Origin of the sequence: Neptuniibacter sp. QD37_6, from assembly GCF_047778085.1 — a bacterium.
In the GTDB taxonomy this organism is placed as follows: Bacteria; Pseudomonadota; Gammaproteobacteria; order Pseudomonadales; family Balneatricaceae; genus Neptuniibacter.
Window position 1 is genome coordinate 408,376 of sequence record NZ_CP180550.1, and the last position, 18,585, is coordinate 426,960.

The 18,585-nt window shown below is 43.9% G+C and carries 23 protein-coding genes; 14 read left to right on the forward strand and 9 right to left on the reverse strand.

Annotation, left to right across the window (positions count from 1 at the left end; genetic code table 11):
• Nucleotides 1–38 precede the first annotated feature (38 nt).
• From ACMXYO_RS01775 to nhaR, 4 genes are all read right to left on the reverse strand, one after another.
• Nucleotides 39–242, reverse strand: a complete 204-nt coding sequence (locus ACMXYO_RS01775) for a hypothetical protein (protein WP_415886743.1) — start codon at nt 240–242, stop codon at nt 39–41.
• A 100-nt stretch (nt 243–342) separates the two neighbouring features.
• Complete coding sequence (locus tag ACMXYO_RS01780) at nt 343–615, reverse strand: hypothetical protein (protein WP_415886744.1); 273 nt, start codon at nt 613–615, stop codon at nt 343–345.
• A gap of 74 nt (nt 616–689) precedes the next feature.
• Entirely contained in the window at nt 690–1,514 is an 825-nt protein-coding gene (locus ACMXYO_RS01785) for a polyphosphate kinase 2 family protein (RefSeq protein ID WP_415886745.1), read from the reverse strand.
• A gap of 44 nt (nt 1,515–1,558) precedes the next feature.
• Nucleotides 1,559–2,458 carry a transcriptional activator NhaR gene (gene nhaR, locus ACMXYO_RS01790; RefSeq protein ID WP_415886746.1) on the reverse strand — a complete coding sequence of 300 codons (900 nt, stop codon included), beginning with the start codon at nt 2,456–2,458 and terminating at the stop codon, nt 1,559–1,561.
• Nucleotides 2,459–2,590: 132 nt separating this feature from the next.
• Between nhaR and ACMXYO_RS01795 the strand changes: the two genes are divergently transcribed.
• Nucleotides 2,591–3,262 (forward strand): Bax inhibitor-1/YccA family protein, encoded by a 672-nt coding sequence (locus ACMXYO_RS01795; RefSeq protein WP_415883276.1) that lies wholly within the window; start codon nt 2,591–2,593, stop codon nt 3,260–3,262.
• A gap of 78 nt (nt 3,263–3,340) precedes the next feature.
• Here the strand turns inward: ACMXYO_RS01795 and ACMXYO_RS01800 are convergent, their stop codons facing one another.
• Genes ACMXYO_RS01800 through ACMXYO_RS01810 form a run of 3 tightly spaced genes read right to left on the reverse strand, consistent with a single transcriptional unit; the run spans nt 3,341 to nt 6,127 of the window.
• Nucleotides 3,341–4,060: a DUF1223 domain-containing protein gene (locus ACMXYO_RS01800; RefSeq protein ID WP_415886747.1), complete on the reverse strand. Its 720-nt coding sequence runs from the start codon at nt 4,058–4,060 to the stop codon at nt 3,341–3,343.
• A gap of 51 nt (nt 4,061–4,111) precedes the next feature.
• Entirely contained in the window at nt 4,112–4,558 is a 447-nt protein-coding gene (locus ACMXYO_RS01805) for a GFA family protein (RefSeq protein WP_415886748.1), read from the reverse strand.
• Between the two features lie 9 nt (nt 4,559–4,567).
• Entirely contained in the window at nt 4,568–6,127 is a 1,560-nt protein-coding gene (locus ACMXYO_RS01810; protein ID WP_415886749.1) for a methyl-accepting chemotaxis protein, read from the reverse strand.
• Between the two features lie 196 nt (nt 6,128–6,323).
• Between ACMXYO_RS01810 and ACMXYO_RS01815 the strand changes: the two genes are divergently transcribed.
• Both ACMXYO_RS01815 and ACMXYO_RS01820 read left to right on the forward strand, forming a co-directional pair.
• Nucleotides 6,324–6,719 (forward strand): acyl-CoA thioesterase, encoded by a 396-nt coding sequence (locus tag ACMXYO_RS01815; protein ID WP_415886751.1) that lies wholly within the window; start codon nt 6,324–6,326, stop codon nt 6,717–6,719.
• Nucleotides 6,720–6,741: 22 nt separating this feature from the next.
• Nucleotides 6,742–7,551: a sterol desaturase family protein gene (locus ACMXYO_RS01820; protein ID WP_415886752.1), complete on the forward strand. Its 810-nt coding sequence runs from the start codon at nt 6,742–6,744 to the stop codon at nt 7,549–7,551.
• Here ACMXYO_RS01820 and ilvY read toward each other — a convergent pair whose 3' ends face one another.
• Nucleotides 7,552–8,430, reverse strand: coding sequence for an HTH-type transcriptional activator IlvY (ilvY, locus tag ACMXYO_RS01825; RefSeq protein WP_415886753.1), 879 nt, complete (start codon nt 8,428–8,430; stop codon nt 7,552–7,554). It lies immediately after the preceding gene.
• Nucleotides 8,431–8,582: 152 nt separating this feature from the next.
• Between ilvY and ACMXYO_RS01830 the strand changes: the two genes are divergently transcribed.
• From ACMXYO_RS01830 to ACMXYO_RS01860, 7 genes are all read left to right on the forward strand, one after another.
• Entirely contained in the window at nt 8,583–8,951 is a 369-nt protein-coding gene (locus tag ACMXYO_RS01830) for a hypothetical protein (RefSeq protein WP_415888127.1), read from the forward strand.
• Nucleotides 8,952–8,984: 33 nt separating this feature from the next.
• Nucleotides 8,985–9,740 (forward strand): type 1 glutamine amidotransferase, encoded by a 756-nt coding sequence (locus ACMXYO_RS01835; protein ID WP_415886754.1) that lies wholly within the window; start codon nt 8,985–8,987, stop codon nt 9,738–9,740.
• 68 nt (nt 9,741–9,808) lie between these two features.
• A complete protein-coding gene (gene pssA / locus ACMXYO_RS01840; RefSeq protein WP_415886755.1) occupies nt 9,809–10,564 on the forward strand; it encodes a CDP-diacylglycerol--serine O-phosphatidyltransferase in 756 nt (251 codons plus the stop codon).
• Between the two features lie 428 nt (nt 10,565–10,992).
• The gene (coxB, locus tag ACMXYO_RS01845) at nt 10,993–12,102 is read left to right on the forward strand and encodes a cytochrome c oxidase subunit II (RefSeq protein WP_415886756.1); all 1,110 of its coding nucleotides are present in this window, start codon (nt 10,993–10,995) and stop codon (nt 12,100–12,102) included.
• Between the two features lie 8 nt (nt 12,103–12,110).
• The gene (gene ctaD / locus ACMXYO_RS01850) at nt 12,111–13,682 is read left to right on the forward strand and encodes a cytochrome c oxidase subunit I (protein ID WP_415886757.1); all 1,572 of its coding nucleotides are present in this window, start codon (nt 12,111–12,113) and stop codon (nt 13,680–13,682) included.
• Between the two features lie 21 nt (nt 13,683–13,703).
• Nucleotides 13,704–14,261 carry a cytochrome c oxidase assembly protein gene (locus ACMXYO_RS01855; protein ID WP_415886758.1) on the forward strand — a complete coding sequence of 186 codons (558 nt, stop codon included), beginning with the start codon at nt 13,704–13,706 and terminating at the stop codon, nt 14,259–14,261.
• Entirely contained in the window at nt 14,258–15,142 is an 885-nt protein-coding gene (locus ACMXYO_RS01860; protein WP_415886760.1) for a cytochrome c oxidase subunit 3, read from the forward strand. The genes ACMXYO_RS01855 and ACMXYO_RS01860 overlap by 4 nt, the downstream gene beginning before the upstream one ends.
• 4 nt (nt 15,143–15,146) lie before the next feature.
• Here ACMXYO_RS01860 and ACMXYO_RS01865 read toward each other — a convergent pair whose 3' ends face one another.
• Nucleotides 15,147–15,350: a twin transmembrane helix small protein gene (locus ACMXYO_RS01865; RefSeq protein WP_415886762.1), complete on the reverse strand. Its 204-nt coding sequence runs from the start codon at nt 15,348–15,350 to the stop codon at nt 15,147–15,149.
• A gap of 37 nt (nt 15,351–15,387) precedes the next feature.
• Here ACMXYO_RS01865 and ACMXYO_RS01870 point away from each other — a divergent pair, with 37 nt between their 5' ends.
• From ACMXYO_RS01870 to cyoE, 4 genes are read left to right on the forward strand one after another with little or no spacing between them, the layout of a single operon-like run.
• Complete coding sequence (locus ACMXYO_RS01870; protein WP_415886763.1) at nt 15,388–16,116, forward strand: SURF1 family protein; 729 nt, start codon at nt 15,388–15,390, stop codon at nt 16,114–16,116.
• Entirely contained in the window at nt 16,103–16,573 is a 471-nt protein-coding gene (locus ACMXYO_RS01875) for a hypothetical protein (RefSeq protein WP_415886764.1), read from the forward strand. The genes ACMXYO_RS01870 and ACMXYO_RS01875 overlap by 14 nt, the downstream gene beginning before the upstream one ends.
• A 15-nt stretch (nt 16,574–16,588) precedes the next feature.
• On the forward strand, nt 16,589–17,590 hold the full coding sequence (locus ACMXYO_RS01880) for a COX15/CtaA family protein (protein ID WP_415886765.1): 1,002 nt from the start codon (nt 16,589–16,591) through the stop codon (nt 17,588–17,590).
• Nucleotides 17,583–18,476, forward strand: a complete 894-nt coding sequence (gene cyoE, locus ACMXYO_RS01885; protein WP_415886766.1) for a heme o synthase — start codon at nt 17,583–17,585, stop codon at nt 18,474–18,476. The genes ACMXYO_RS01880 and cyoE overlap by 8 nt, the downstream gene beginning before the upstream one ends.
• The last annotated feature ends 109 nt before the right edge of the window (nt 18,477–18,585 follow it).

Here is an 18,585-nt window from a genome sequence, read left to right on the forward strand (position 1 = left end):
ATAGCTTGATACAGGAAAGATTGGTTTGGTTGGCGGGCTTAGTTACCTAAACGCATGGCAAAATTAGCCTGATTATGTTGAATTTGAATGGTTTTTTCATGGATACGTTCTTCGGCATGAAATTCAGCGATTGCTTGGTCTACGATGTTTTTAGGAGCCATTGCTAAATTGCGAACGTCCATTTCGGAATAGCCACGTTTCAGCAACTGCTTCAGCTGAGTTGTTAAAGTTGTATTTGTCATTTTTTAGCCTCTTTTAATTTAAGGCTTATCATGAATCAGGTTTGTTACAGAAATATGTCATTCCATTGACGATTTTGTTTATAAATATACCTTTCCGTCGTTACTCATCACTATTGTCCAGGGCCATGCTGACTATAGAGCTATATAGCTGTACAAGGTTTCCTATAAAAACGTGATGTTCTGGAGAGTCGGTAGTCAGAGTATGAAGGTGCTGAATAGCTGTGTGTAGGGTGTCTAAAAAATCTAAATCGTAACTTTCTGCTGTTTGACCAGATTGCAATCGATCACGAAGCTCGTAAGCTCTAGGAAGTAGGCGTTTTTGCATATCCAATATGCTGATTTGAATGACACTATCTTTACGAGGGTTATTCATCAATGCTGCCATTAATCTTATTCGACAATAACAGCATAGTTGTCATTTTGGTCTTTAGTTAATGAGCTCAAGGGTTAATCGATTTTAATACCTAAAGCTGAATAAGCGGCCGCAGTCACGTCAGGGTTTAGTGGGGGCGGAGAGACATCTATACCGGCAGAAAGTTGTTTTACGATACTCTTCAGCGCGTTGATACGGGCATACCATTTATGGTTGGCTGCAATGACCTGCCAATTTACGGTTTCGGTGTGCGTATATTGAAACATATCGTTAATCGCATGAGTATAATCACCCCAGCGTTCGCGATTTCGAATATCTTCGGTGGTTAATTTCCAGCGTTTAACTGGATTATTTAAGCGTTCAGAGAATCTTCTTAATTGCTCATCTGGGGTGATGTGCATAAAGACTTTGATAATCCGTGCGCCATCATCTATTAGACTTCGTTCAAATTCATTGATCTCTTGGTAGGCGCGTTGCCATTGCTGAGGTGTTGCAAATTCCTCTACTCTTTCAACTAAAACTCTGCCGTACCAGGAACGATCAAATATCGCGATAGAACCTGCGGGCGGTAATTTTTCTTGGAAGCGCTGAAGGTAGTGTTTGCTTTGTTCGATTGATGTTGGCGCACTAATTGGGTGAACAGTGAAACCGCGAGGATCTAACTTTTCGGTGATACGTCTAATAGCGCCGCCTTTACCACTGGCATCCCAGCCTTCAAATACAATTATGGCCCGGCGGTTTTGATGATAATAAGCTTGTTGTACTTCAAGTATGCGCTTTTGCCATTTTTTCAATTTCTTTAGATAGTCATTTTTGTCTGCGAGTACCGCATCTTCGAATGCTATTGAATCTAATTGAGGAGAGGGATATTTGAGTATGATCGGGCTGGGTGTATGCATTAAAAATTCTCCCTCATCGTGTTAAGTAATGGTTATAGTGGTTCCTAACTACTGCTTTTTAACCAGTCTCTAGCGGCTGTAGTGATCTTTTCCACAGCGGTATGCGAGATCTTTCGTTCGATAGAAATTGCGTAAAAGTTATTCACAATCTCATTGGTTTCACCTAGCGTCACCAAACCGAGCTGCGCAGATACTTCATCTCTAATCGGCGTAGGTACCACCATAATCCCTTTACCAGCATTGGCGAATGCTTTAATCAATGCGCTGTCATCAAATTCGCCTACCACTCGAGGATGGATACGGTTCTTACTAAACCACTGTAGCAGTTGTGAGCGGACAATGGTTGTTTCGTTTGGAAGCAGCATAGGGGAACCATTAAGATTGTGGGGGAACTCTCCACTTAGTTGCTCAACTACTGATGGGCTTGCCATAAAACTACTGCCACAGGTGCCTAAACTATGGCTAAAACCATTAATACTGACATCAGAAGGTATAGGTGATTCTGAAATCACTAGATCTAATCTATGCAGGGCAAGCTCTGCGAGTAGCTCGTTGATATCACCTTCATGGCAAATCATTCTGACATTGTTGATGTCATCCATAGCCGGGGAGAGTAGGTGATAAGCGATCGATTTCGGTACTACATCTACCACGCCTACCTTGAAAACTAAGGGACGGATCTTATCTAAATTACGGACCCGTTCTTCCAGTTCGCCACCCAACGAAAAGATATCACTGGCGTAGCTTAAAACCATATGACCCGTTTCGGTGAGTTCTAATTGCCTACCTACTTTTGTGAAGAGAGAGCAGCCAAGGTAGTCATCAAGCAAGCTCAGCTGAGCACTAATTGTGTGTGGTGTAACACTCAGACGCTCAGCAGCAGCAGCTATGCTCCCCTCTTTAGCGACCATCCAGAAATAGTGAAGGTGTTTGTAATTAATCATCAAAAACTCGGTAAAATCGATGCTTTTGTTAATAATAATCGAGTTTTATTGTTTTTGGTAGGCGGTTAAATTTTGAACTGTTGATACCGGAAAGCCTTTTGGCTTTTGGTTAGTAAAAACCAGGAGGGGTGTATGAATACATCTATAAGATCTTCAGCAGCTCAGACGCAACCATCTGCGTTAGAGTCTAATAAAGTACTACGCAACACCTATGCATTGTTATCTATGACTTTGCTGTTCAGTGCGATCATTGCTGGTGGATCCATTGCGCTCCAGTTACCTCACCCCGGTGTCATCATCTCTTTAGTCGGCTTTTTTGGTTTATATTTTCTGACCTACAAGCTGCGCAATAGTGTTTGGGCATTACCTTCAGTCTTTGCTCTGACTGGTTTTATGGGTTACACCCTAGGCCCTATTGTTGGTCATTATTTGTCAATGCCGGGTGGCGGTTCCATCGTAATGAATGCGATGGGTATGACAGGAATAATTTTCTTAGGCCTATCAGCTTATGTTTTAACCACACGTAAGAACTTTACCTTTATGGGTGGCTTCTTAATGGTCGGTGTTTTACTGGCGTTTGTTGCAGGCTTAGGGGCAATCTTTTTCCAGATTCCTGCTCTGTCTTTAGCTGTATCGGCAATGTTTGTACTGTTGATGTCTGGTTTTATTCTTTATGAGACAAGCAACATCCTGCACGGCGGTGAGACAAACTACATCATGGCAACAGTGTCCTTGTATGTGTCCATCTATAACTTGTTTACCAGTTTATTGCATATCCTAGGTTTCCTAGGTGGTGAAGATTAAGACATTAAACCCTTTATTAGCTATGCACTTGTGATAACCCCACTGGGGTATTCAGGCGACCTTTTAGGTCGCCTTTTTTTATTTCAGCCAATCGGCAGCAACTTGAATTGGTTGTTGATCTCGTTCTGAAACCCAAATGGCCAATGCATGCTTTTGAGACGTTTGTAGATGGGGTAGTTCAAAGCTCCAGTTATAGTCTGATTGGGCTTTTTGTTGTTTATGTAAAACCACAAATTGATGTTGAAGTAGGCGGCCTGCATTTTCGCCTGAAGTGACTTGGCTACTGAGATTAAAACCGAGTACTGCAACATGAGCTATAAGCACCTTTCGGTCCCTTTTTAGGGTATAACTTACTTTGAGGGTTTGGCTGTTGAGGCTAGCTTTAAGTAGTCCCCCAGAGGAAGATTGATTGGGTAGGGCTTTGCCTTGGAAAAACCCTCGCCATTCTTTGCCGGAGCTAATCCAGCCCGGTGTATACACACTTTTTAAATTTCCTAAGCGGCGATGATTGTATTGGCGCTGTTTAAACTCAGGTTGGGCAAATCGATCTTCCCAGCCAATGTAATCCCAATAGTCTACATGAAAGGCTAAAGGTACTACCTTTTTCCAAAGGTCTGCGGAGCCTATAAAGCTGTTGATATAGCGTTCTGCTGGAGGGCAGCTGGAACAGCCTTCCGATGTATAGAGCTCAATTAACTGAGGTACAGCTCCTTGATTTTCAAAGATCTGCTCAGACGCTAAAGCTTGAGGTAAGAAATAAAGGCTGGCTGCAATTAACGAATTGGCGAACGATTTCATAACTCTGTCCTCTCATTTCCTATGAGACTTCAGAGCCTTGAGTGAGTTCAGTTATTCAACATCGATCTTACATGCTGGGCTTTTGCCAGGGAGTGTGTCAAAGGCATCTAATTGATTCACGGTTTGATACCAATCGGCTCGACTGCCCCAAAAAAGATTACGTTCCGGTGGTACCTCGGGGCCTGTATCCAGTGTGCCGGCTGGAATGATCATTGCCTTACCTGTTTGGGCTAGCCACGGTAGGTTAGATCCACATTTTTTACAGAAGCAGACAGCAAAATGTTTGGCATCGCTGGGTTCATAGCGTCCAACGTATGTTTCTCCCGCCGTCCAGTGGAATTGCTCTGGTGGCATTATTATGTTGCTAGCATGTGCGCTGCCGGTGGTTTTGCGGCAGCGTGAACAGTGACAGTATTGAAAGGTAGAAAAGGGTGGTGATATTTCATACTGAACTTCACCACATAAACAACTGCCCCTGTAAACCTCTTCTCCGCTCATGAAATCATCCTAGCGATCAAACGCTGTCACCATTGAATCTAGTTGTTTTACCAGTTCATGCAGTTCACTGCTAGCGGAAGCGGTTTCATCAGAGGCTTCACTGTTGCGACGGGCAAGGTCCCTGATCGCGACGATATTTTGTTGGATCTCTTCTACAACAGAGGACTGTTGTTCAGAACTGCTGGCGATCTGTAAACAGCGATCAGAAATATCATCAATAGAGCTCTGTACTGTTTGGAAAGCTTCATCAGCAATGTTCGCCACATCGACACTTTGCTTAGCATGATCGCGGCTTTGCTCCATGATGCTGACTGTTTTATCTACAGCAGACTGTACACTTTCAATTGAGGCTTCTATTTCTTGAGTAGAATTTTGCGTACGTGTTGCTAAGGTACGAACTTCATCTGCTACCACTGCGAAGCCACGTCCTGTTTCACCTGCGCGCGCGGCTTCGATAGCAGCGTTCAGTGCTAGTAGGTTGGTTTGTTCGGCAATATCATTAATCACCGTAACGACATTGCCGATCGCATCTGTATGTTGTTTTAGCTCCATGGTAGCTTCTGTTGCTTCCACTACTTCATTAGACAGATCTTTAATGTGATTTACCGTGTTGTATAGCGCACTTCGACCTTCTTCAGTTGTAGAGCGCGCATTCTGCGATGCATTCGACATATCGCTAGTGTTAGCTGCAATTTCTTGTGATGCACATGCCATTTCGTGAACAGCAGCGGCGACCATGTCACTTTCTTTATCTTGTTGGCTGATCCCTTCATTAGTTTGACGAATCGCGTTATCGGTGACATCAATGGCTTGATCAATGGTGTGGCTAACATCTCCTAATCGTGTAAGTACGGTAGTGTTTCTGGCTTCATTCATCTGTAAAGCGAGATCAATCTCACCAAATTCATCTTGCCGAGGGCAGTACATTAATTGGATAAGAGGATTACTGAAGCGCTCGCGTGCGCGACTAGCTAGCTCCTTAATAGGAGCTGTTAAGCGCAATAGACAGCCCCCTAAAAGAACTTCGGTAAGAGCCATAACCCCCAAAACAGGTAGAGTCGCGCCTACAAACCATGCTGCGATTAGACTAATCAAAGCGATGAAGGAGAAGATACCGAAGGTTTGGTTGCTGACGGACTTTAGTTTTAATGCTTTGCCGGCTTTGCCTGCATTGGCAACTGCATAAATTACCTCTGCTTTCGAGATCTGTTCAGCAGTCGGTTTAAAACGTACCGATTGGTAGCCAACCTTTTGGCCTTTTTCGTATAAAGGAGTTACATAGGCATCGACCCAGTAATGATCGCCATTCTTACAACGGTTTTTAACAATGCCCCTCCATGCATGATTTTCTTTCAAAGAGGTCCAAAGGTTTTCAAACGCAGCAGGCGGTACATCTGGGTGGCGAACAATGTTGTGGGCTTTACCTAATAGTTCTTCTTCAGTGAATCCAGCTATATCACAAAAAACCTGATTAACGTAAGTGATCCGTCCTTTGAGGTCTGTTGTTGAAATAATGCGTTGACCTTCAGGCAGTACCACCTCGCGGTTGGTAACTGGCATTTTTTTCATGGTTCACCCTTCTTCACGTACAAAAAGTAAATACTAACGGTTCTAGATTATTAGGCGTGTACAATGTGTATGATCTGCATAGTCTAGTAATAGTTATAGCTGTATTTGAATGATATAGCTCAGAAGGCTGATTGATTTATTGATATTTTTGGACGTTTAATCAGCCGTGAGTTCTGATAATAGAAAGGAATAAAGCATGATGTTTCGATTGGAATTTAAAGTGCGTGATTACGAATGTGATTTGCAAGGCATCGTAAACAATGGCGTTTACTTCAATTATTTAGAGCATGCGAGGCATGAATATCTTTTAGACAATGGGATCGACTTTGCTAAGTTGACCGAAGATAAAATTCACCTGGTCGTTGTTCGTGCTGAAATGGACTATAAAAATTCCTTAACCAGTGGCGATCGCTTTGTCGTTGAAGTAAGCGTCGAGCGGGTGAGTAAAGTTAAGTTTGGTTTCCGCCAGCGTGTGGTTCGATTGTCAGATGAAAAGGTAGCGCTTGAAGCGCTAGTCATTGGAACGGCATTAAATGAAAGAGGCCGTCCATTTGTGTTGCCAGAAATCGCCGCTTTAATGCCGGAAGATTAAATTTAGGAAGAGAAAGTACCTAGTGAATTTTCCAGCATGGTTGTTAGCGAATGAACCGATAGTGCGCTTAAGCTGTTTCTTCGGTGTGTTCACTGTGATGGCCTGCTGGGAGTTATACAAACCTTTCCGACCTTTACTGCAAAAGAAATGGCTTCGTTGGCGATCTAATCTGGGTTTGGTTGTGCTTAATAGTTTGCTACTAAGAGTTATGTTTCCTTTAGCTGCTGTTGGCGTCGCTGGATATGCGCAGGCCAAAGGGTTTGGGCTTTTTGTCTGGTTGGATGTACCTATTTGGTTGGAGGTCTTGTTAGCAGTAGTACTGCTGGATTTCTTTATATATGCACAGCATGTTCTCTTTCATAAAGTTCCTCTGCTATGGCGTGTTCACCGCATGCATCATGCGGATCCAGATCTTGATGTGACCACGGGGGCTAGATTTCACCCAATTGAAATTGTCCTGTCGATGTTGATTAAAATGTTGATGGTGCTGTTTCTGGGGCCGGCGGTGGTTGCAGTGATCTTATTTGAAGTGTTGCTTAACGCTTCAGCTATGTTTAATCACTCGAATATCCAACTGCCTAAACTATTAGATAGGGTGATTCGTTGGCTATTTGTTACCCCGGATATGCATCGAGTGCACCACTCAAAAATTCCAAGTGAGACGGATAGTAATTATGGCTTTGCGCTATCTTGTTGGGACAGAATCTGCATGACGTATATCGATAAACCCGCTAAAGGCCAAGTAGGTGTTGAGATCGGATTAAACGAATTTAACGATCCAGACACCTCCTGCCGTTTGCGCGGAATGCTGATGATACCGTTCAAAAAGTGATTATGTGGATTGAGTTAGCTGTGACCAAAAGGCGTTGATCAGCGGATTCTTAAGTTTTTTCTCTAAGGTTACTATCCCAACCTCATAGGCTTTGAGTTTAGGGGTAATATCGAGTACTTCCACACTGTTTGCTAGTGGACTGTTTTGCAGAACAATCTCAGGTACAACCCCTATTCCAAACCCTAGACTCACCATACTCACAATAGCTTCGTTACCTGATACTTGGGCATAGATGATCGGTTTTATATCTTGATCTTTAAACCAGCGATCGACCCTTTTACGAGCTAAGCCTGCTTCGGATAGGATCATCGGTGTGGAGTTATCTGGTCGAACCGGCGGCTTATCTTGACCTTGTAGTCCCTGTTTTGGCGCTATAAAAAGCAGGGGAGAGATGGCAATCGTCTTAAATGCAATTCCCGCCGGTAAAGTGTCAGGTTTTGCGCTAATAGCAAAGTCTTCATCTCCTGACAGTATTCGAGATATAGCGTGTTCATGATCCCCTGTGTGTAACTTGATCTCGATTTTGGGGTAGTCGGTACGGAACTCACTCAGGATGTCGAACAAGAAGCTGTAGCTGGCTGTAACCGAGCAATACATACTGATTTCGCCTTGAAGCTCCCCTGATCTTTCCATCAATTGGGTGCGCACCATATCCCACTGACCTAGGGAATCGCGGGCATAATCTAAGAAAATCTTGCCTTCTGCCGTCAGGGCAACACTGCGGTTGTCTCGTTCAAACAGATCTGTGCCGACTTCTTCTTCCAGCTGTTTAATACTCCTGCTTAGTGCTGAAGGACTGATGTAAGAAGCTTCGCTTGCTCGGCCAAAGTGCAAGGTTTCGGCTAAGTGAACGAATTGTTTGAGCTGTTTGATATCCATACTGTTGCACTTTTTCGAATGTTTCTCTTATTTTATGCCATTTTTTAATCTAATAGGAGTCGAGCTGCCTGTTTTTTGTTCAGTTTTGTCATATTTCTATGTTATTTTCTATGTTGTTATTGTGCGATGCACAAAGGCAACAGGAGGTGCGTATGACGAAGTCATTGAATTTGGCATTACAGGGTGGTGGTGCTCACGGGGCATTTGCTTGGGGCGTTTTAGATCGTTTGCTTGAAGAGGATCTCAACCCTCAAGCGATCAGCTATACCCGACAGCAGGCTAAAGATAAGTTTTTCAGTATCAGTAGTCTGGAGCGACGATTCAAGGCGCTACGTTTTCATCTGATTGAATCCGGTGAAGTGCTATCTAGTCTGGAACAGGCCAGTAAATATGACACCCGGCAGGAATTTCTTTTGGGTCTCAAGGAAAAGGGACGAAATGCAGCAGAACAGTGGATTGGATCAAACTTCAGTGCGATAGGACAGCGGCCAAGTTGTGACATCGAGGCGATGTTTTTATAGTACTAGGATAAAGTATTGGTATGGACGGACAACATGGTGAAAAGTCGGGACCAGCTTAAGTTATTACTGCTTCAAATTAGAGATGAAGATCAAGTTCGCAGGGAAGAATTGGAGAGCTTTGCTGAATACTGCGGGCTTAATATCGAACAATTCGATGTGCTTAATGTATTTGATACCCCGGCCTTTCCTGAGACTGCTGCTGATAACTACGACGCTTTGTTGGTCGGCGGTGCCAGTGAAGCTAATGTACTGTTCCCAGATATCTACCCATTTGTAGATCAGTGTCAGCAGCTAATTTTACGTTGCGCGCAAATAGATAAGCCAGTGTTTGCCTCCTGCTTTGGTTTTCAACTGGCGGTCTTGGCGCTTGGTGGTGAGATCCTGCATCGAGAGAAAGATTTTGAGATGGGTACAATACCTATATCGCTTGATCACAGTGTTTGGCAGGATCCAATATTTCGCGATACCCCAGACAACTTTTATGCCGTTTCTGTACACAAACAGTACGCCAAAACATTGCCGAAAAATTGTGCTTCCCTTGCTTACACTGAGCAATGTATCCACGCATTTAGGTTAAAAGATAAGCCGTTCTGGGCTTTTCAATTTCATCCGGAAGTTGGTAAACGAATCTTGGTTGAGCGACTGACCTTTTACAAAGATAAATACACAGATGGAGATGATCACCTTGATCAGGTGCTAGCGACTGCACAAGAAACGCCTCAATCAAATGCGTTGCTAACTAAATTTGTGGATAGAATTCTATTAGATCAGGATCATCTAGATCTCTAGAAATGGCATCCTGACGCTGGTCACAGTAGAATGAGGTTTCTCTATTGTATGGAATATAAAAAATCGCGATGAATGAGCCGCAAAATCAAGATAATCAAGAACCGATAAAGCCTCGTAGCCGCGGGATCTACCTGCTGCCTAATTTATTTACGACAGGGGCATTGTTTTCAGGGTTCTATGCAATTGTTGCGAGTATGAATGGGCACTTTGAAAATGCCGCAATAGCGATCTTTGTTTCGATGGTACTGGATGGGCTTGATGGTCGAGTAGCACGTATGACCAATACTTCCAGTGCATTTGGTGCGGAGTATGACTCACTAGCTGATATGGTTTCCTTTGGTGTAGCGCCTTCACTCGTGGTTTTCTCCTGGGTGTTGGATGATATTGGCAAACTAGGCTGGTTTGCTGCATTTATCTATGTCGCAGGAGCAGCTTTAAGACTTGCCCGCTTCAATACCCAAATTGGTTCGACAGATAAGCGTTACTTTATTGGATTGCCTAGCCCAGCAGCGGCGGCTGCAGTGGCTGGTTTAGTGTGGGCTGCGACCGAGTATGAAATAGATGGATCGGCTTATGTTTATTTGATTGCTGCGTTTGTTGCTTTGGTCGGTGTTTTGATGGTGAGTAATGTATTTTATTACAGCTTTAAAGATGTCAGCCTAAAAGAGAAAGTACCTTTCTTGATCTTAGCGGGTATTGTCTTAGCTGTAGGTATTATCTCAATTAGCCCGCCAGCATTCTTATGGATTTTATTCCTAGCTTATGCGGTGTCTGGGCCAGTATTGTGGTTGATGCGCAAAACTAAGCAGAAACCTGCGGCCTAAGCGTCAGGTAAAAGCATTTTAGATTTATTTAACGGCTCCTTTAAGGGGCCGTTTTTCTGCTATACCTCATAATAGCCCTTGTAGAAGGAGGTTATTATGAAACCCTTCCCTTGTAATTGTCGCCCCCTTAAAACACTTGTTTATACGGTAATCTTTATACTCTTCATTATAGCGATGATGAGTGGTGCCTTTATGCTGGTGGATAAAGTTTGACGTTAATAACTGCTTATAACGTCCTTGCAAAATTTTCATCGCTGCTATACTTGCAGTTAACAACCAAGCGGATTGGTCGGAAATGATAGGACGGAGTCCAGGCGGAAAGAGAGCCTGCCCGAACCCTGTCGCTACCGACGTTGAAATAGAAGTACAACGCCCTTAGTGAGAGGTTTCTGACAGGCTCTTTTGCGTGTAAAGCAAAGGGGGCTGCAATGATAAAAACAATATCGGGATATATTGCGCTGTTATTGTTTGCTAATAATCTCCAGGCTGATTGGGAAGTAAATCTCACCCGAGGTGTTACCGAAATCAGTCAAGAGGTCTACGAACTGCACATGATCATTTTCTGGATCTGTGTGGCTATTGGTGTCGTTGTTTTCGGTGTGATGCTCTGGTCGGTGATCTATCATCGTAAGTCCAAAGGAGCAAAAGCGCACAACTTCCATGAAAGCCTTGTTGTCGAAATTGCTTGGACTTTAATTCCCTTCGTTATCTTGATTGCCATGGCTGTTCCTGCAACGGCAACCTTAATCAAAATGTACGATAACTCAGAATCTGAAGTTGATATTCAGATCACAGGTTATCAGTGGAAATGGCGATATCAATACCTAGCGGAAGATATCGATTTCTTCTCCAGTCTCTCTACCTCCCGAGAGCAGATAAATAATAAAGCAGCTAAAGGCGAACATTATCTACTAGAAGTGGATAACCCTTTGGTGATTCCTGCAGGTAAAAAAGTACGCTTTTTACTGACCGCAAATGACGTGATTCATTCCTGGTGGGTGCCTGATCTTGCAGTGAAAAAGGATGCAATCCCCGGTTTTATAAATGAAGCATGGACTATTGTGGATAAGCCCGGTGTTTATCGCGGGCAGTGTGCAGAATTGTGCGGTAAAGACCATGGTTTTATGCCAATTGTTGTCGAAGTAAAGACACCAGAAGAATACGAAGCTTGGCTTGCTGAAGTTAGGCAAGCAGATCAAGAAAAAGCGGCTGAAGGGCAAAAAGATTGGAACCTTGCTGAGCTGATGGAAACCGGAGAAGCGGTTTATAACAAAAACTGCTTAGCCTGCCACCAAGCCAATGGTGAGGGGATTCCAGGTGCCTTCCCAGCTTTGAAAAACAGTCCAATAGCTTTGGGAGAGTCGGGGCCTCATATCGATATTGTACTTAACGGCAAAAAAGGTACGGCGATGCAGGCATACAGAGATCAACTGTCGGCTGTAGAACTGGCTGCTGTAATTACTTATGAGCGAAATGCTTGGGGTAATAAGGTGGGCGATCTAGTTACACCGGCGCAGATTGCTGAGTTGAAAGAGTAGGAGGGGTCATGGATACGGTTGCAGCTTCTCATCATCATGGTCCGGCTACCGGTATAGGTCGTTGGTTATTCACAACCAATCATAAAGATATTGGAACTCTCTATCTCTGGTTTAGCTTCTTAATGTTCCTTACTGGCGGATGTATGGCATTGCTCATTCGAACTGAGCTATTTCAGCCAGGGTTGCAGCTCATTCAGCCGGACTTCTTTAATCAGATGACCACCATGCATGGCTTAATCATGGTCTTTGGTGCGGTCATGCCGGCGTTTGTTGGCTTAGCCAACTGGATGATTCCTATCATGGTTGGTGCTCCAGATATGGCGCTGCCAAGAATGAATAATTGGAGCTTTTGGATTCTACCTTTCGCTTTCGCGATGATGCTGTCGACTCTATTCATGGATGGCGGTGCACCAAATTTTGGTTGGACATTCTATGCGCCTTTATCAACTACCTATGCACCGCCTAGTGTGACTTTCTTTATCTTCGCCGTTCACATGATGGGGATTAGCTCGATTATGGGTGCGATCAATATCATTGCCACCATACTCAATATGCGTGCGCCGGGTATGACCATGATGAAGTTGCCACTCTTCGTTTGGACTTGGTTAATTACGGCATTTTTATTGATTGCTGTTATGCCGGTATTGGCAGGTGTGGTCACAATGATGTTGATGGATATTCACTTCGGAACCAGCTTTTTTGATGCTGCTGGGGGTGGAGATCCAGTGTTATTCCAGCATGTATTCTGGTTCTTTGGTCATCCTGAGGTATACATCATGATCTTGCCTGCTTTCGGTATTGTCAGTGAGATCATTCCGACTTTCGCAAGGAAGAAGCTGTTTGGTTATACCTCGATGGTTTATGCCACAGCTTCTATAGCCATTCTATCCTTCATCGTTTGGGCGCATCACATGTTTACAGTCGGCCTACCTTTGGCTGGTGAATTGTTCTTTATGTTCACAACTATGCTGATTGCCGTGCCTACAGGGGTTAAAGTCTTTAATTGGGTCGCGACGATGTTTCGTGGCTCTATGACGTTCGAAACGCCGATGCTATTTGCACTCGCATTTGTGGTGCTTTTCACCATTGGTGGCTTTTCAGGCTTGATGTTGGCGATCGCTCCAGTCGATTTTCAATACCACGACACGTACTTTGTAGTTGCCCATTTCCACTATGTCTTAGTACCTGGTGCGGTCTTTGCCATTATGGCAGGAGCGTATTATTGGTTACCTAAGTGGTGCGGCAATTATTACAACGAAACCATGGGTAAAGTGCATTTCTGGTGTAGTTTTATCGGGGTGAATATCACCTTTTTTCCTATGCACTTTATCGGTTTAGCGGGTATGCCACGTCGTATACCTGACTATGCACTTCAGTTTGCCGATTTCAATGCGGTGGCTTCAGTAGGTGCGTTTATCTTTGGGCTATCGCAACTAATTTTCCTTTATAACATTGTGAGCTGTATTCGTAAGGGTAAGCAGGCCAGTGCGGAAGTTTGGGAAGGGTCTCACGGTTTAGAGTGGACCCTACCATCCCCTGCTCCTTATCACAGCTTTAGTACACCGCCAGAGGTGAAATAACAGCACTTTTGAGAGGTTGTTATGGCAGAGCAACGACATAAGAAAACAGTGCTATCACTGTTAAGTGGAACCCTGATTATGTTTGGGTTTGGCTTCGCGTTGGTACCTCTATATGACGTGTTTTGTGATATCACGGGGCTAAATGGCAAAGTGGATTTGGTTGCTGCGGAACCTAGTTTGGTTGTGGATAACAGTCGACAGATAAAATTGCAGCTGGTGGCTATTAACAACGAATCTATGCCTTGGCGATTTAAACCAGAAAAGGCTTCTATCATCTTGTCGCCTGGGGAAATGTATCAAACAGCCTATAAAGCGCGCAATTTGACCGATAACTTCATGATTGCGCAAGCAGTCCCTTCGGTTTCACCTTCAGAGGCTGCGCCTTATGTGCAAAAGATTAATTGTTTCTGTTTCGAACGGCAGCCGCTAAAGGCGAAAGAATTAAAGGCGATGCCGCTGGTTGTTTCTATCGCGCCAGAGCTTCCTAAGCACATAAAAACAGTAACGCTCTCATACACCCTATTTGATATCACACCAGAAGCGGAAGTGAATTTGTCTGCGAGGAGGAACTCTCTATGAGTACTCAAACTTACTATGTGCCAGAACAAAGTCGTTGGCCTATTTTAGCATCGATCGCTTTGTTCTTTATGGCTTACGGTGCAGGTAGCTTAATCAATAGCTTTACCGCAGAAGAGGCTGGTGGAGCCGGTTTAATTCTTCTATTAGCCGGTGCATTGGGAATGGGGCTTATTTTATTGGGCTGGTTTAGCAACGTTATCCATGAAAGTGGTGAAGGTTTATACAGCCCACAAATGGATCGCTCATTCCGCTGGGGGATGAGCTGGTTTATCTTTTCTGAGGTTATGTTCTTTGCTGCATTCTTTGGCACTTTATTTTATGTCAGGACGTTAGCAGTGCCTTGGCTGGGTGGTGAAGGTGATAAAGGTGTTTCTAACATGCTGTGGGAAGGCTTTGAGGCACAGTGGCCTTTGATGGTGACACCAGATCAAAATGCTTTTCCGGGTCCTAAAGAGGTAATCGATCCTTGGCATATACCACTTTTCAATACCATTTTACTGATCGCATCGAGTTTTACAGTCACCCTTGCGCATAAAGCACTTAAATTGGATCAAAGATCTCGCGTAGTGTTTTGGCTAGCTGTAACTATCTTACTGGGCAGTGTGTTTCTTTACTTTCAAGCTTATGAGTATGTACTTGCTTACAACGAATTAGGCTTAACGCTTAATGCCGGTATCTACGGGGCGACCTTTTTTATTCTCACTGGTTTTCATGGTCTGCATGTCACTTTAGGCACGCTGATGTTGATTATTATTTGGTTACGAGTACTCAAAGGGCATTTCAGTTCAGAAAAGCATTTTGGCTTTGAAGCGGTGGCTTGGTATTGGCACTTTGTCGATGTGGTATGGGTCGGCTTGTTTCTATTTGTTTATATCTTGTAGTCGATTAAAGCCCGTGAGGAACAATCTCACCGGTATAGAAGCCGTAAATAAGTACCGCGATGATCATGACGCTAAAGGTGACCCTAAAGAAAAGCGAGTTAACAGTTCGATGAGATTGGCCTTGATCTCTTACTAAGAAGTAGAGACCGGAAAATAAACTGATGAGAACGGCAATAAAAAGAAGTAGTAAAAGCAACTTTAACGACATGTGGAGTACCTGATAGCTGTCCTTGGTGTAGGTAACTATGAGTAAAGTTCAGAGTGGTTCAGCCTTCAAGTGGATGTTGTGGATATCTGGGATTGTATTGCTGCCATTACTGATCGGATTGGGGTTTTGGCAGTTGGACCGAGCTGAGCAGAAGCAAGAGTTACTGGATAGCTGGCAACAAGCTATACCAAGTAAGGCATTGCCGTTGGAGCAAGAGATGACAAGAGGGAGTTATAACGCGGTTATCCTTAAGGGAGTGTTTGATCGAGAGCGGTACTTTCTTTTAGATAATCGTGTCCGCAAAGGGCGCGCTGGTTATGAAGTCGTTGCTCTGTTTACTGCGGATAGCGGTCGAAATGTATTGGTGAATCTTGGTTGGGTGTTAGCGTCGCTGAATCGAGGAATTAAACCTGAGGTTGTTTTACCCGAAGGTCAGCAAACGATTAGTGGCAGCGTTAGGGTTATTGAAAAAGGTTTTGCTTTATCAGGTGATGATCTAGCTGAAGATCAGTGGCCTAAGGTAATTCAGCAATTGGATGTGGAAAAAATATCGTCTCGGTTAGTTACAAGTATTGATGCGTTGGAATTAAGGCTAACGGAGCCGCTACTTTCCGGTTTAGATCTAAATTGGCCAGTAGAGAATATGAAGCCTGAGAAACATTTAGGTTATGCATTTCAATGGTTCGCTATGGCATTTGCGTTGTTGTGTTTATTGATTTGGAGCGCTCTAAAAATAAGAAAGGAGGCCATATATGAACAGGTTTAGTTTTTGGCTTGTTTGGGCGGTTGGCTTTGTGCCCATGCTGATAGCTTCTTTTATGTTTTTCACGGGGGTGATGATTCCAGAACAACGGGTTCATTCAGGTACTTTGTTTTCTGATAAGCACATTAATGATCTGAACTTGGTTGGGAGTGAGCTGAAACAGCGTAAGTGGCAATTGTTGTTAACTAAGCAAGATGATTGTGTTGAGCGTTGCGAGCAATGGTCAAAGGTGCTTAGCAATCTGCACACAGCACTAGGTAAGGAGCAAGATCGGGTGAAGTTGTTGCAAGTGGGTATGAGCGCAACCACGCTAGATAGGAATGAGTTTGGAAAGTTAGGAACGGCAATATGGGTCGTCGACCCATTAGGCAATATGGTTCTGCGATATACCTTATCAGATGAGCCGAGTCTGATTCTTAAAGATCTGCGCAAGCTGTTGAAAATGTCCCGGATTGGATAAGCCACGGGGGAATTAATGTTAAAGCTGATATGGCGGTTGAGTAATGTGGCATTAGTGCTTGCGCTCTGCGTTGTGTTGTTAGGAGCGTGGACTCGAATTAACCATGCGGGACTAAGCTGCCCTGACTGGCCTGGGTGTTATGGCTATATGGTGATGCCTACTGATCAAGTAGCTTTGACTGAAGCACAGGTTATTTACCCTGATACACCAATAGAGCTTGGTAAAACAGCACTAGAGATGGGGCATCGTTATTTAGCGGGAACTTTAGGTCTAGTCATAGCGGCTTTGGCTTTTTGCGCCAATAGATTAAGGCGCGTGCAAACATATCCGGTTTATTTAAGTTATGGCTTGCTCTTGTTAGTGACAGTGCAGGCTGTATTTGGAATGTGGACGGTCACATTAAAGCTTTACCCGCCAGTAGTGACTTTGCATCTGTTAGGGGGAGTGCTGACGTTAACAGGTGTATATGTCCTCAGAAGCAAAGTGAAAACATTGATGGCTGGAGTGAAAAAGCAAAAGACTAAATGCAGTAAGTGGATCAAGTATGCTTTGGCTGCTTTGTTGCTGCAGATAGTGTTGGGTGGTTGGACCAGCTCAAACTATGCAGGGCCAGCTTGTGGTCATTGGCTGAGTTGTAGCATGGGCGAGGATGCCAGCAGTGACTTTACGAGAGGTTTTAATCTTACGGAAACTATTGGCCCAAATTATCAAGGTGGATTGCTGCCGTTAGATGCTCGTGTAGCAATTCAGCAGGGGCATAGAATCGGTGCGCTGGTAGTTTTGATCGTGTGTGTTGGGCTAGTGGTTAAGTTGCATCGACAGATATATATGCGAAGTTGGCTATATGGGTTGTTAGCCTTGTTATCGATCCAGATATTGCTGGGTGGATTAAACGCTATTTATGCAGTGCCTAATCTGTTGGCGATTGGGCACCATGCAGTGGCGGTTGGATTATTGTTGGTTCTGTTAAAAATTTATGAGCTGCGGCTACGGACTGTAGAGGTGAATCATGGATAACCAAGAATTAGTGAATATTGGTACAGAAGAGGTTTCTTGGCGAGATTATCTAGTGTTATGTAAGCCGAAGGTTGTTGTCGTTATGCTGATAACTGCTGCTGTAGGTATGTTTCTGGCAGTGCAGGAAATTCCACCGATCAGTAATGTCATTTTAGGCCTCATTGGGATTGGAATGGCAGCAGGTTCTGCAGCAGCGGTCAATCACATCATGGATCGTAAGATCGATGAAAAAATGGCTCGGACGAAAAGAAGACCTTTACCCCAAGGCAAGTTAAGTCCGCTACAAGCACTATTATTCGCCGCTGCTCTTGGTGTCTCAGGAATAGCTATTTTGGTCTTTTGGGTTAATGCGCTGACAGCATGGCTCACTGTGGCTGCGTTAATGGGTTATGCGGTGGTCTATACTGTATGGCTGAAAAGAGCGACACCACAGAATATTGTAATAGGCGGTATAGCAGGTGCTGCGCCACCACTATTAGGCTGGACAGCTGTAACAGGTTCGATAGAACCTAATGCATTGTTACTTGTGCTTATTATCTTTGCTTGGACACCTCCACACTTTTGGGCGCTATGTATTGCTCGTAAAGAAGACTATGCAAAAGCTGGTATCCCAATGCTGCCAGTGACCCATGGTGTTCCGTATACGCGTTTGCAGATTCTGCTGTATAGCTTGTTAATGGTGGCAACAACGTTATTCCCAGTTATGACGGGAATGAGTGGTGCGTTCTATCTGTTATTGGTGTTGGCACTGAATGTTAAATTTCTATATAGGGTTACTTGCTTGTGGACAGAACCTGGTGAGTCACCCATGTTACTTTTTAAATACAGTATTAATTACATCATGTTGCTGTTTGTAGCATTACTTGTAGATCACTACATGGTGTGAAAAGCGGCAACGGTTAAGACTTAAAATTCCTGAAACCTGTGGAAATGGAGAGAAACTCAGTAATGAAGCAAGAAGTTAATTGATGTAGCGCTAATGGATTGGTGCTGCA